This window comes from Pseudoalteromonas sp. S3260, assembly GCF_005886925.1.
GTDB lineage: Bacteria > Pseudomonadota > Gammaproteobacteria > Enterobacterales > Alteromonadaceae > Pseudoalteromonas > Pseudoalteromonas tetraodonis.
Genome location: NZ_PNCV01000152.1, coordinates 1 through 12,673 on the forward strand (window position 1 = coordinate 1; position 12,673 = coordinate 12,673).

A 12,673-nucleotide genomic window follows, 5' to 3' on the forward strand; every position below is an offset into this window, starting at 1 on the left:
AAAGGTCAACAGACCCTAGATTAATAAAACTAAAAATGGCTCTGATGCGTATGTTCAAGCAGAAAACTTAGAAGGCGTAGTATGAATAAATTAAATCCTAAAAAACTGCTTAATAGTAAATGGACAGCGATCCCAGCAATTAATAAGGAAAAACATTTTATTATTGTTGAGGTTGAGTTTGATGAAGACGGCAACGTCGTTGAATGTATCACTGAGGCGGTAATGTCAAAAAACCAATACCCAATTCAGTGGCGCGATTTAAAAGATCAACAAAAATGGCTGCAAGGTTGGAAATAAAGCAGACTTTGTAAAACACATTGCTCATGCTCATAGCCCTTATGAGTGTGAGCGACTAGTTTATTGATTTTTAGAGCAACACATTGCTAGCGACTCTCCTCTATTACAGCTTGTTTTCATCCCAATTCGCCATTTGGCAACAAAACGATAGTTTTTAAATCGTTCTTCAAACGTTTTTATAAAAAATAATAGAAAAATTATTTTAGTTATTATATTTCAATGCGTTATATATACTATTTTACATTGTTAAAGTAAGCATGGCGCATGTGTTCAGAGTCGGTTTATTCTCATAACTGCTCTAAACATGATTTTTCCGGTTTTTTCATTCCCATGTCTCTTTTTATTATAATTTAACTTATTGATTTTAAATGTTTATTTATTTCAGCCTCAGTGGTTGTTGCTAAAAAGCAACAAAATCATGGTTTATTTTTATTAAAATGCTTAAAAATCATCCTAACTGCATGTTTTTAAATAACTTTAAAAACATGGCATCGAAGTTGTAGTACCTAAGCTGTATTTAGCAAAAAACGTGATAAAGCATATCGCTTTTATCGCACAACCTAATGAAGGAATTACATTATGAAAACACTTTAATCAACACTGGTATTAATGGCTTTAGCTTCTTCATCAGCGGCTTTTGCAGCAACCGATTTTGACACACTCGATGTGGATGGCAACGGCGCTATTAGCCAAGCTGAAGCATCAGTTGACGCCTCACTTATGAGCCAGTTTACTGAGCTTGATACTGACCAAAACGGTGAGTTATCTAAAGCAGAGTTTTCTAAGGCGTAACCAGCTTTAGTGCTCAATACTACTACTGATTCTGAGTTGCCCAAGACAACCTAAATAGGCAAGGGAGCCTATGACAAAGAATCGCAAGGATATGAGGTTGATAGTTTTGAGCCAATTATTTTTTATTTGACGAACATTGCACACTTTGAAGGATTATATTATGAAAAAGTTACAATCAACACTGGTATTAATGGCGCTTGCTTCTTCATCTGCAGTATTTGCAAGCACAGACTTTGAAACGCTTGATGTAGATGGCAGTGGCACCATCAGCCAAGCAGAGGCATCGGTTGCTGCTGAGCTTATGGAGCAGTTTGCAGAGCTAGATGTAGATGGTAATGGTGAACTTTCTAAAGACGAATTTTCAGCGTACTAGTTTCCCTTAAGGATCTTTGAAAAGGACTTCTTACCATTTTAATTAAGGCATTTAGCCTAAGGATTAATTATGAAAACATTTACTAAAACACTCGCTTTAATAGCACTTGCTTCATCTTCAGCGGCTTTTGCTGCGGTTGACTTTGATTCTTTCGATACTGATGGCGACGGCGTTATTAGCCAGTCTGAAGCACAAGCTAACTCACAACTAGCTCAATTATTTGATGATTTAGATGTTGATAGCAACGGTGAGCTTTCAAAAGAAGAATTCGCAAAAATTCAGTAATTACATTACGGATGAAAGCGTTTATGTAATTTATAAACGAGACATAAAAAGCAGCTAAGTAGTAAATACTCAGCTGCTTTTTTGTGCGTGGCGAGAAATAGTGTGTGCAGTTGTCACTAAAATAGTGCAATGGCATCAATGTATTTAATTTAATCTATTGATTTTTATATTCTTTAATTTTTGGTTTTAAACTTGCTTAGCTGTTGATTAGGGTATTTAAGGAGCCTAACTATGGCGAGAATGAGTTATATAAGTAGTGTTGAGCGCTATAACGAATATGAGCAGATAATACATAGCTTATTAGAATCAATTTTAATGAGTATAGATGACGGCATCGCTAATAATCGTGATATGCGCTATTTAACAAAGCATTATCCTTTTTTAGAATTACAATACTGTTTGGACGAGAAGGGCTCACAACAGGGCAATAACGTTTGTTTTAAACGTGCCTACAATAAAAAATTAGCACAGAGAGGCAATAATCAGGATTTAAGTGAGCGGCCTTATTTTTTAAATGTAAAAGCCTGTAATGCTATTTGTTTTACTGCGCCTTATATTTCTATTGCGACCAACCATTTATGTATATCTGCGATTAAAGAATTAAACAAACCTATCAATAATCAACATTATTTAGTTGTTGATGTAAGTTTAACGCAGCTTATTGAGTTTGTGATGGGTGATACCGCACGTGCGACTATGTCACCTTATTTTAAAGCAGGTTATGGCATTATTGTGGCGTGCTTATTTAGTTTGGTGCTTTTTTTACTCAACATCGTATTTATCGACATCTATGAATTAATAACTCACGTAAATAGTTCGTCCGATCCCCTAGAGCCCTTTAGCATCATTATTTATATCACGTTAGCATTGGCTGTTTTTGATCTTGGCAAAACAATTCTTGAAGAAGAAATCCTCATGCATAAAGATATTTTTAGACACTCATCAACACGACGAACCATTACCCGGTTTATCTCTACCGTGTTAATTGCTATATCAATTGAAGCACTACTCACTATGTTTAAAGCCGCATTAGGGCAATCAGAGTATTTAATGCCAGCTATAGCGATGATGCTTGCAGTGGTGGGACTTTTAATTGCTTTAGCGATATATGTGTATTTAGGGGCAAAAGCTGAAAAATTGCTTACACAGGCACGGGTAAAACTAAAATCCTCCGAGTAGGAGGATTTTAAGTAACCTGAACTCTGGTTAAGAGATTTACTAACGTATTGAATCAAAAATGATATTTGTTTATTTTTCTCTAGCCAGAGATTTCCAGTGAAAACAAGGCGAAATTACGCGTCAATAGCTAGCCTATTGCAAGTAAATTCAACGCAGTTAGCGCTGAAAATAGCTGCTTGAGATAGATTTATTATCCAGAGTTCAGGTTAAGTAGTAATGTTTAATTGTATTTATTGTTTGTCAGCGGTGCGTTTGGCTTTAAAGTCAGACTCGCTTGTCCATTTTGGCCAATCACCGTTATTCGCCAGTTGTGAGGCTATATCAACAATCAGTTCTACATCTTGTTTTACCCCACCTAATGACCAATCAGCTGAGTAATCGTCAGCTTCTTTATGGTATTTATGAGTGATGTAGTCAGGATCGGTATCACCTAGGCTCATAAACAGTAAGCTTGGCACACCTTGTTTAGCGAGTGAAAAATGATCCGATCTAAAAAATAAGCCATTTTGCGCACGAGGATCCAGTTTAACTTGACGTCCTTGCGCGTTTGCGGCTTTAGCTAAATAGTATTCCATAGTCGAGAGGTCTTTACCGTACTGTAAAATATAGTCGGTGCTATCGAGTACGTTCATCCCATCAATATTTAGTAGGGCAACCATATTCTTTGTTGGGATCACGTCACCAGAGGCAAACTGCGCTGAACCAATTAAACCGGTTTCTTCGGCGGTGAAGTTGGCAAAAATAATCGAGCGTTTAAACGGTATTTGCTGATGCATTTTTTGCATTATTCGAGCAATCTCAAGGGTGGCCGCGGTGCCTGATGCGTTATCAACGGCGCCATTATAAATTTTAGGACCGCTGTCGGTTTGTTTAGTGCCAAAGTGATCCCAATGGGCACTAATAACGATGTATTCATCTGGGCTTTCACTGCCTGTGATTTTTGCGACCACATTATGTGATTTTGCATGTGACACTTCGTTTTTAAATGCAAGGGTCGCTTTTAAATTCAACGCTTTAGCTTGAAATTGCTCACCGAGTGCTTGTTGTTTTAATTGTTGGTAGTTTAAGTGTGCTGATGCAAATATTTGCTCGGTGGCATCGAGTGTTAGCCAGCCCATAACGGGCAATTCAGATGCATTGAGGTTGTTATCCATTAGACTGTATTTAGTGCCGGTATTTGAGCTTTCAACTACCCCCCAAGGGTATGCGGCAGGAGCTGTTTCGTGAACAATAAATACCGCTTTAGCGCCTTGGCGCGCGGCTTCTTCATATTTATAAGTCCAACGACCATAATAAGTCATGGCATTACCAGTAAATAACGTATCGTCTTGAGTGGCAAAGCCCGGATCGTTTACCAGCACAATAACGGTTTTACCAGTTACATCAATATTGGCGTAGTCGTTCCAGTTATATTCAGGGGCATTTATACCATAACCGACAAAGACCACATCAGAATTGCGAACATCAATAACAGGCTGTAATTGTTTAGTACGAGCAGTAAAGTCTTTACCCCCTTTAAAGCTTAAATCACCCATGGTCAATTGCATGTTTTGATCTGCGGTGATCATGGCCATTTTAACCGGATGTAAAAAATCACCGTTATAGGCACCAGTTAACCCTATGGCTTTGTATTGTTCACTCAAATAGCCAACGGTTTTTACTTCACCCAATGTTAATGGACCGCGACCTTCAAAGTCATCAGAGGCAAGGGTTTTAATATGCTGTTTTATATTATTTAAACTAACGCCCGGACTGTTTTCGAGCGAGGAAGTGGGGGTTGCAGACTCTGAGCAACCCGTTAGTACAATAACTAAAAAAAATGTGATGGTTTTTATATAAGACATAATAAGTTAGGAAATAATATTTTTTTCGACTATAACCCCAAACAATAACACAATGCGAATTTTTATCCCTTTTAAACCTATTTTTATGCAGCTTACCTCTTTGGCCCTTTAGCCATTAATCGCCATTAGGTAAGTTAAAAATAATAACAAAAGGGATAAGTAATGAAGCAATTTAATCGTCGGGATTTTTTAAAGGCAGCCAGTGTAGCTGCTGCAGGTGTGGTTAGTGGCTGTGCATCTAGTGGCAGTGTTCATACTAGCGCGCCTATGCAACAAGGGCGCTCCGTTATCGGTTTGGTCGCACCTAAAATGGATGTGGTGAGAGTAGGGTTTATTGGTGTGGGTCAGCGCGGGTATGGCCATGTAAAGCGTATGAGCCACATTGAAGGCACTCAAATAGTGGCTATTTGCGATACTCATACAGAGGTTTTAGAACGTGCCGCTAATTATTTAGTTGATACGGGAGTGGCAAAGCCTGCATTGTATAGTGGCAGTGAGCGCGCTTATCAACAAATGCTCGAACGACAAGATATTGATATTGTGATTATTTCAACACCATGGGCATGGCATGCGCCAATGGCTATCGATACCATGAACAGCGCAAAACATGCTTTTGTTGAAGTGCCTCTGGCACTGACTGTTGATGAAATGTGGCAAATTGTCGATACCGCAGAGCGTACGCTAAAAAACTGCATGATGATGGAAAATGTTAACTACGGCCGCGACGAGTTAATGGTATTAAACATGGTACGCCAAGGTGTATTTGGGGAGCTGTTACATGGCGAAGTGGCGTATATTCATGAACTGCGCTGGCAAATGAAAGAGCTTGAGCACAAAACAGGCTTATGGCGAACGCAGTGGCATGCAAGACGTGACGGTAATTTATATCCTACGCATGGATTAGGGCCGGTATCGCAATACATGAATATAAATCGTGGCGATCGGTTCGATTTTTTAACCTCAATGAGCTCACCTTCACTTGGCCGAAGCGCCTATGCGCAACGTGAGTTTGCTGCCGATCCCCCCCGTAACCAGCTCAATTATATTACCGGTGACATGAACACGACGCTGATTAAAACTCTCAAAGGGCGCAGTATTATGGTGCAGCACGATACGACAACCCTCGACCGTACTCACGACATAACTTAATACAAGGCACGAATGGCGTGTTTGCAGGTTTCCCTAATCGTATTGCCCTTGAAACTGGTGGCTCAAAAAGTTTTCATGAGTGGGATTATGATATGAGCGCATGGTATGAGCAGTACGACCATCCCTTATGGACAAAAATGGGTGAAGAGGCGCAGCGCAATGGTGGTCACGGTGGCATGGACTTTTTAATGTTTTGGCGGATGATTTACTGCTTAAGAAATGGTGAACCGCTAGATCAAGACGTTTATGATGGGGCGGCATGGTCGGTTATTTCGCCGTTATCAGCCCAATCTGTGAGTGAGCGTAGCCGCTCAATAGATATTCCCGATTTTACTCGCGGGGCATGGCAAACCGCACAGCCTTTGGGCATTGTAAGCTAAGCCAATAAAAAAGAGCGCGTGCGCTCTTTTTTTATTTATTAGTTATGTTTATTAGCTACTTCTCACATCGACCTTGAGTTTAAGCTTTTGGCCTGGCTGTAAGTATTTTTGCCCAGCCAAGTCATTCCATTTAATTATATCGCTCACGGTTAAATTAAACTTAGAGGCTATACGCGCTAATGAATCACCCCGACGCACTTTATAAGTAATGGTGCGGTTGGTGTTATTCGCTGACTGTTTAGGCTGATTTGCTGATTTATAAACAACCAATTTTTGATTTAAACGCAGCACTGCATTTTTTTTCAGCTTATTCCACTTAGCTAATTCACTCATAGTTACATCGTATTCGCGGCTAATATCCCATAGGGTATCGCCACTTTTTACCGTATGAGAAAGTTTAGTGCGTAAACTTTTATTAGCGGCCGCACGTACTTGCTGAGGTAAATGTTCACTGTTAATTTTACCATCAGTGAGTGGTACTAAAATTTGTTGGCCAACACGAATTACGCTTGAATCAAGCTTATTTAATGACTTTATTGCATTGGTGCTAGTGGTGAATTTACTGGCAATTACCGACAGGCTATCACCTTTTTTTACTTTATATTGTTGCCAGCGAAGACGATTTTTAATGTCAGTTGCAGCCAATTTTTCTGTAAATTGCTCTACTTTATCGGTGGGTATTAATAAAAAGTGTGGGCCATCAGGGTCTGTTGCCCAGCGGTTAAATCCAGGGTTTAGTCTGTATAGCTCGGTAAGGGTCATGTCAGCCATATCGGCTGCCAGCGCTAAATCAATCTGTGACTCAATATTGACCACTTCAACCACTTGCGCGTTAATAATAGGCTTCCATGACACATTAAAATCATCAGCGCGCTTTAATAAATCGGCTAATGCTAATAATTTAGGCACGTAGGCAGTGGTTTCACGAGGTAAATCAAGTGACCAAAAATCGGTTGGTAAATGCTTTTTACGATTCTTTTTAATCGCACGCAGTAAGCGGCCTTCACCTGAGTTATAAGCTGCAATTGCGTTCAGCCAGTCACCCTCAAGGGTTTTGTGTAAGTATGAGAGATAATCAAGCGCTGCGCGAGTTGATTGCACAATGTCGCGACGGCCGTCATACCACCAGTTTTGTTTTAAATCAAAACGCTCGCCGGTTGCTGGCATAAATTGCCAAATACCCGATGCGGTGCGATGCGAGTAGCCATAAGGGTCAAAAGCACTTTCTACTATAGGTAAAAGTGCAATTTCGATTGGCATTTCACGCTTTTCAATTTCTTCAACAATAAAGTGCAAATACGGCTCAGCACGTTTAGAGATACGATCTAAGTATGCTTGATGGCGCGCATAATAGTTACGCTCAGCGACCACTGGGCGATTTTGGGGAATATCGATAGATAATTGGTAACGAATACGCTCCCAAACATCGTCAAACACAGGGGCTTCCTCTTCGATATCGTTCACTTGTTGATATTGCGCGTTCATCATCAGCGCCGTGCTAATATCGTTTGGGCTTGCGCCTTCAAGCTGGTCTAGTGCCTGATTTTGTGAATCTGTGTTTAACGTTGTCAGTGTTTGACAACCGCTTAGCGTCATCGCTAAGACCAATAAAAGAGGAAATTTATTCATAAATACCAATACATAGGGTAAAAAACTCGGCGAATACTACCCATAATGAGCCAACATTGCCACTTATGACCGTTAAAAGTTCCAAACAAATATGATTAGAAAATGTTAACTTATTGTTTATTAACTAATCGTTTTATTATTGTTGTTAGCGCATGTTTAACCTTGAAAGGTCAACAGCCCCAAATTAAAAATGATCTTTGAACTTTCTCAGACTAGCAAAGTTTTCCCAAGGTTCATTGTTTTTTGTAACTAAACAATATTCTTTTGGTATTAATTCTGTAATGTTTGGCAAATTACTACGCATAAAAGGGTTAATTTTCAGCTCATGGCCTATGGTACTTGGCAACGTTATTTCATCTTTATCACGCAATTCATTCACTTGCTGGCTGTAAGCGAGTAACTCGGGGTTTCGTGGCTCAACCGCTTTTGCAAACGCCAAATTCGCCTGGGTGTATTCATGAGTGCAATACACTTTGCAATCACTCGGTAGTGCACTAAGTTTATTAAATGAATGCCACATTTGTTCTGGAGTGCCTTCAAATAAGCGCCCACAACCACCGCTAAATAATGTGTCGCCAGTAAAGGCAAGTGCATCATTAACATAACAAATATGATCGAGTGTGTGGCCAGGCGTGGTGATAATATTAAATGAGGTGCCTAAAACGGTAATCGTTTGGTCTTCATTTAAAGGCTCTATTATTCCTTTAAATGGACTGTTACTTGGGCCGTAAACCTCAACGTTTGGATACTGTTTTACTAATTGGGCAACGCCATCAGTGTGATCATAATGATGATGCGTTATTAAAATACCGCCTAGGGTTAAATTATACTGTGCTAAATGCTCAGTGACCGGCGCAGATTGGCCAGGGTCAACCACCCACGCTTGATTATTATGCTCGGTGGTTAAGCACCAAATGTAGTTATCAGAAAAGGCTTTAATTGCTTTGACTTGCACCATGTATCGTTGCTCTATAAAGTGGTATTTAATTAATATTATAACGAGCTTATATAATGAAACCAGCCCTTAGTTTTCAAGAAGGCCCCAAACCGTTGTCATGGCAACAGTTTCCGCATGGTGATTATTTACGTTGTGATATAGAACGCAAATTGTCGCCGTGGTTACCACGTATGTTTGGCTATCATATGCTTAAATTGGGTAATTTAAGTGGCGAGTTAGATACCAGCAAAAGTTCCATTAAGCATCAAGTATGCGTTGCAGAGCCAGGCCCTTATACCGGAGTGGTGGCTGACATAGACGAACTGCCTTTTTATGAGCACAGTATAGATGCGTGCATTATGAGCCATTGTTTAGAGTATCACTCAGATCCGCATCATATATTACGTGAGGCTCATCGTACGCTTATTCCCGGAGGTTATATTGCCATTACCGGTTTTAATCCTTTTAGCTTTTGTGGGTTAGCGCAATTACTGCCATTTAGTGGTCAAAAATTACCGTGGACAGGGCGCTTTTTTACCCCTGCACGCGTTAAAGACTGGCTTAATTTGCTTGGGTTTGAAATTGTGGCCGATGAACGCTTTATTTATTCATCGTTGGCACGCGGTAACCGGTTGTCGCGGTTTGCGTTTTGGCGCAGCTTTACCAAGCAATATTTAAAACCTATGGGCAGTGTATATTTGCTGGTGGCACGAAAGCGTGTTGCGCCACTTACGCCAATAAAACCTAAGTGGCATGCACGGCCACAATTTGCGCCAATAAAAGGAGTAGGGCTTAGGCAGACCTCAAAGCAACATTATCAGCAAAATAAAAAATAGTGCGATATTGAGGGTTACGGTTGGTAACCTTCATCATCAATTAAGTTGTTGCCGCTGGCCGCATCACGGGCAAGGTCGTCAACAATTTCATTATATTTATGGCCACTGTGACCTTTTACCCATTTCCAAGTAACATCGTGCTCGGCGCAGGCTTTATCGAGACGTTTCCATAAGTCGACATTTTTAACCGGCTTTTTAGCAGAGGTTTGCCAACCGCGTTTTTTCCAATTGGTGATCCACGACTCAATGCCTTGTTTTACGTATTGGCTATCGGTAGTCAGGGTAACAGGACATGAACGATTAAGTGATTCTAGCGCAACAATGGCAGCTAGCATTTCCATGCGGTTGTTTGTTGTGAGTTTGTAACCTTGACTTAATTTTTTTTCGTGGGCTTCATAAATCATAAAAATACCATAACCACCGGGGCCTGGATTACCTAAACACGAACCATCGGTGTAAATCTCTACGGTTTTTTGCACTGTTTTACCTTGATATTATGTACAATAAAGTGATTATAGAAAGATACCAGAGTCAGGCTTAATTCGATATGGCACGCAGACAAATAGTTTTAGATACAGAAACCACCGGCATCGACCCTAAACAAGGGCATCGTATTATTGAGATAGGCTGTGTGGAGCTAATGAATCGTCGGTTAACCGGCAAAAATTTTCACGTTTACATAAATCCACAACGCAGCATTGAAGAAGAAGCGATCGACGTTCACGGTATTACCAACGAATTTTTACGCGATAAACCGCTTTTTCGAGATATTGCCCAAGAGTTTTTTGACTATATTAAAGGCGCAGAACTCGTTATTCATAACGCGCCGTTCGATATTGGCCATATGGATAATGAATTTGCGTTATTAAATCAAGGTTATCAAAACACTCATAGTTTTTGTGGGGTACTTGATACCCTTAAAATGGCGCGTGACTTGCATCCAGGACAAAAGAACAACCTAGATGCGCTTTGCCGTCGCTACGATGTCGATAACACTAAGCGGACGTTACACGGCGCCTTACTGGATTCTGAGATTTTAGCCGATGTTTACCTGGCAATGACCGGGGGACAAGTAAAGCTAAATCTTAATCAAAATAAAGATGACTCAAGTGAAGATCAAAAGGGCGGTATTAGGCGCTTAAACAGCGATAGAGCCCCATTGGTTGTTGTAGCAGCAAGCGAAGCAGAGCAAAGCGCACATCAATCACGTTTAGACATTGTACAAAAGGAGGGCGGCCATTGTTTATGGCGCGCTGAATAAGGCACTATTATGAAAACGCTATTAGTAGTTTCACTGTTTTTAATCGCTGCGTGCTTCATTCCCGATGCACACAGCGTTAAACAAGTTGAAGAGTTAAAAGGCAGCGGAAAACAAAATGAAATACCGTTACTGGATAACCGTTTTCGTATAGATGACAAAATTGATGAAATAAAATTAATATTTTTTAGACGTCCTGGCTCGCCTGCCGTTATTTTAGTTAGACCCGATGGCACTAAGTACTTTGCAACCAATGCGGTAAAAAACACCAGCCTAGATTGGTACGACGAATTAAATTACGATCTAGTGGTTATTCGCAACCCTATGCCTGGGCCATGGCAAGTTATTGGCCAAATAATGCCACAGAGCCGTATTGTTGTAATTGGTGAGCTATCGCTTAAGGTTGATCCACTCCCTAAGATTCTTTTTCAGGGTGAAACTGTAAAGGTAACCGGTGAGATTTTAAATGATGGCGAGCCCATTCGCGCTAATCTTTTCAAAGATGCGGTATCGCTCAATGTGAGTTTTGTGAGTACTAATAATGAAAATTTTGGAGCGGGCATACAGCAAGTTACTGAATTTAAAGACGATGGCTACGGATTTGATGAAAGTGCAAAAGACGGTGTGTTTACGGGTGAGTTTACTTTAAATTTTACTCCAGGCGAGTGGCGGCCAGAATTTTATATTACCACCGATGTCCTTGAGCGACGAGTTGTTCAAGACACGATAGTTGTGCATGAGCCGCCTTTTAGTTTTACCTCAGTTGAAGCAACCGAAGAGGGGGATGATCACCGTATTACCATAAATATTGATGAAAAGTTATTAAAGCCTGAAACCGTGATCATGCAAGGGAAAATTTATTATCCCAATAATGAAGAGCAAGTATTTTACTTAGACACTAATAACACCGCAGTAAGAGAACTGGCTTTACAAGATTACGGATGGGGACGTTACAACATTGAAATTTCTGTGTTTGGCTCAACAGTAAATGACAGAGAGTTTATGGCTACGTTGCCAACCTATTTATTTGAAATAGAAAGACCGATAGAAGTTATTCCTGAAATTCCAAAAGCGAGCCTCACTAAGGAAGAAAATATTCCAGAGCCTGTTATAAAACCAAAAGTAATGGCAACCGGTGTAATGGTTAGTTTAATTGTTGGTGGAAATTTGGCCATTTTATTTATAGGTTGGTTATGTATTCGTGTTTTTGTGCAGAACAAACCATTAAAACTTAAATTGAATTTTGCTTTTTTAAAGAAAAAGAAAGCAACCGAGTCAAAAAAAGCTGAACAGCAAAAAACAACTGATGCAGAAAATGGCTCAAAAAATGACAAAACAGGTGAAATTTTAAACCTTTCGATGTCAGATGACTAAAAAACCTGTAAAAAAACAAAAAAGCCCTTGACGAAGTAGGGGCTGGTTCGTATTATTCACGCCGCTGTCAGGGGAGACTCAGACAGCAACGAAAATGCGGAGTGGTAGTTCAGTTGGTTAGAATACCGGCCTGTCACGCCGGGGGTCGCGGGTTCGAGTCCCGTCCACTCCGCCAATTTTCGACAATTTGTAAGTATGCGCTGGAGTGGTAGTTCAGTTGGTTAGAATACCGGCCTGTCACGCCGGGGGTCGCGGGTTCGAGTCCCGTCCACTCCGCCAACACTTACACAACATATGGTTGTAAAACATATTCTTATTATGGAGTGGTAGTTCAGTTGGT

The 12,673-nt window shown here is 40.3% G+C and carries 12 protein-coding genes, 2 tRNA genes and 1 pseudogene; 11 read left to right on the plus strand and 4 right to left on the minus strand.

Features of this window, described 5'->3' with window-relative positions:
- Window positions 1–81: 81 nt before the first annotated feature.
- The 5 genes from CWC14_RS17205 (at window position 82) to CWC14_RS17225 (ending at window position 2,926) form a co-directional block, all read left to right on the plus strand.
- Entirely contained in the window at window positions 82–297 is a 216-nt protein-coding gene (locus tag CWC14_RS17205) for a TIGR02450 family Trp-rich protein (protein WP_033103890.1), read from the plus strand.
- 609 nt (window positions 298–906) lie between these two features.
- Entirely contained in the window at window positions 907–1,089 is a 183-nt protein-coding gene (locus CWC14_RS17210; RefSeq protein WP_138564112.1) for an EF-hand domain-containing protein, read from the plus strand.
- A 160-nt stretch (window positions 1,090–1,249) separates the two neighbouring features.
- Entirely contained in the window at window positions 1,250–1,462 is a 213-nt protein-coding gene (locus tag CWC14_RS17215; protein ID WP_008467121.1) for an EF-hand domain-containing protein, read from the plus strand.
- 69 nt (window positions 1,463–1,531) lie between these two features.
- A complete protein-coding gene (locus tag CWC14_RS17220) occupies window positions 1,532–1,747 on the plus strand; it encodes an EF-hand domain-containing protein (RefSeq protein ID WP_013464551.1) in 216 nt (71 codons plus the stop codon).
- Between the two features lie 231 nt (window positions 1,748–1,978).
- The gene (locus CWC14_RS17225) at window positions 1,979–2,926 is read left to right on the plus strand and encodes an EAL-associated domain-containing protein (protein ID WP_013464552.1); all 948 of its coding nucleotides are present in this window, start codon (window positions 1,979–1,981) and stop codon (window positions 2,924–2,926) included.
- A gap of 230 nt (window positions 2,927–3,156) precedes the next feature.
- On the opposite strand, the gene CWC14_RS17230 is transcribed toward CWC14_RS17225, so the two are convergent.
- The gene (locus CWC14_RS17230) at window positions 3,157–4,770 is read right to left on the minus strand and encodes a M28 family metallopeptidase (RefSeq protein ID WP_138564114.1); all 1,614 of its coding nucleotides are present in this window, start codon (window positions 4,768–4,770) and stop codon (window positions 3,157–3,159) included.
- 162 nt (window positions 4,771–4,932) lie between these two features.
- Between CWC14_RS17230 and CWC14_RS17235 the strand changes: the two are divergent.
- A pseudogene (locus CWC14_RS17235) lies at window positions 4,933–6,299 on the plus strand (Gfo/Idh/MocA family protein).
- A gap of 51 nt (window positions 6,300–6,350) precedes the next feature.
- On the opposite strand, the gene CWC14_RS17240 reads toward CWC14_RS17235, so the two are convergent.
- Both CWC14_RS17240 and gloB read right to left on the minus strand, forming a co-directional pair.
- Complete coding sequence (locus tag CWC14_RS17240; protein WP_138564116.1) at window positions 6,351–7,928, minus strand: lytic transglycosylase; 1,578 nt, start codon at window positions 7,926–7,928, stop codon at window positions 6,351–6,353.
- Window positions 7,929–8,112: 184 nt separating this feature from the next.
- The gene (gloB, locus tag CWC14_RS17245; protein ID WP_138564118.1) at window positions 8,113–8,886 is read right to left on the minus strand and encodes a hydroxyacylglutathione hydrolase; all 774 of its coding nucleotides are present in this window, start codon (window positions 8,884–8,886) and stop codon (window positions 8,113–8,115) included.
- A 53-nt stretch (window positions 8,887–8,939) separates the two neighbouring features.
- Between gloB and CWC14_RS17250 the strand changes: the two genes are divergently transcribed.
- Entirely contained in the window at window positions 8,940–9,701 is a 762-nt protein-coding gene (locus CWC14_RS17250; protein ID WP_008465729.1) for a class I SAM-dependent methyltransferase, read from the plus strand.
- Window positions 9,702–9,715: 14 nt separating this feature from the next.
- On the opposite strand, the gene rnhA is transcribed toward CWC14_RS17250, so the two are convergent.
- Window positions 9,716–10,180: a ribonuclease HI gene (gene rnhA / locus CWC14_RS17255; protein WP_013464557.1), complete on the minus strand. Its 465-nt coding sequence runs from the start codon at window positions 10,178–10,180 to the stop codon at window positions 9,716–9,718.
- A 68-nt stretch (window positions 10,181–10,248) separates the two neighbouring features.
- On the opposite strand from rnhA, the gene dnaQ reads away from it, so the two are divergent.
- From dnaQ to CWC14_RS17275, 4 genes are all read left to right on the plus strand, one after another.
- Window positions 10,249–10,962: a DNA polymerase III subunit epsilon gene (gene dnaQ / locus CWC14_RS17260; RefSeq protein ID WP_138564120.1), complete on the plus strand. Its 714-nt coding sequence runs from the start codon at window positions 10,249–10,251 to the stop codon at window positions 10,960–10,962.
- 9 nt (window positions 10,963–10,971) lie between these two features.
- The gene (locus CWC14_RS17265; RefSeq protein ID WP_138564122.1) at window positions 10,972–12,333 is read left to right on the plus strand and encodes a TIGR03503 family protein; all 1,362 of its coding nucleotides are present in this window, start codon (window positions 10,972–10,974) and stop codon (window positions 12,331–12,333) included.
- A 98-nt stretch (window positions 12,334–12,431) separates the two neighbouring features.
- A tRNA-Asp gene (locus CWC14_RS17270) sits at window positions 12,432–12,508 on the plus strand.
- 27 nt (window positions 12,509–12,535) lie between these two features.
- Window positions 12,536–12,612, plus strand: a tRNA-Asp gene (locus tag CWC14_RS17275).
- Window positions 12,613–12,673: the final 61 nt, after the last annotated feature.

Excerpts from the sequence above, each read along its gene's own strand:
- CWC14_RS17205 (WP_033103890.1), top strand. The coding sequence starts at position 82 with ATGAATAAATTAAATCCTAAAAAACTGCTTAATAGTAAATGGACAGCG.
- CWC14_RS17210 (WP_138564112.1), top strand. The coding sequence starts at position 907 with ATGGCTTTAGCTTCTTCATCAGCGGCTTTTGCAGCAACCGATTTTGAC.
- CWC14_RS17215 (WP_008467121.1), top strand. The coding sequence starts at position 1,250 with ATGAAAAAGTTACAATCAACACTGGTATTAATGGCGCTTGCTTCTTCA.
- CWC14_RS17220 (WP_013464551.1), top strand. The coding sequence starts at position 1,532 with ATGAAAACATTTACTAAAACACTCGCTTTAATAGCACTTGCTTCATCT.
- CWC14_RS17225 (WP_013464552.1), top strand. The coding sequence starts at position 1,979 with ATGGCGAGAATGAGTTATATAAGTAGTGTTGAGCGCTATAACGAATAT.
- CWC14_RS17230 (WP_138564114.1), bottom strand. The coding sequence starts at position 4,770 with ATGTCTTATATAAAAACCATCACATTTTTTTTAGTTATTGTACTAACG.
- CWC14_RS17240 (WP_138564116.1), bottom strand. The coding sequence starts at position 7,928 with ATGAATAAATTTCCTCTTTTATTGGTCTTAGCGATGACGCTAAGCGGT.
- gloB (WP_138564118.1), bottom strand. The coding sequence starts at position 8,886 with ATGGTGCAAGTCAAAGCAATTAAAGCCTTTTCTGATAACTACATTTGG.
- CWC14_RS17250 (WP_008465729.1), top strand. The coding sequence starts at position 8,940 with ATGAAACCAGCCCTTAGTTTTCAAGAAGGCCCCAAACCGTTGTCATGG.
- dnaQ (WP_138564120.1), top strand. The coding sequence starts at position 10,249 with ATGGCACGCAGACAAATAGTTTTAGATACAGAAACCACCGGCATCGAC.
- CWC14_RS17265 (WP_138564122.1), top strand. The coding sequence starts at position 10,972 with ATGAAAACGCTATTAGTAGTTTCACTGTTTTTAATCGCTGCGTGCTTC.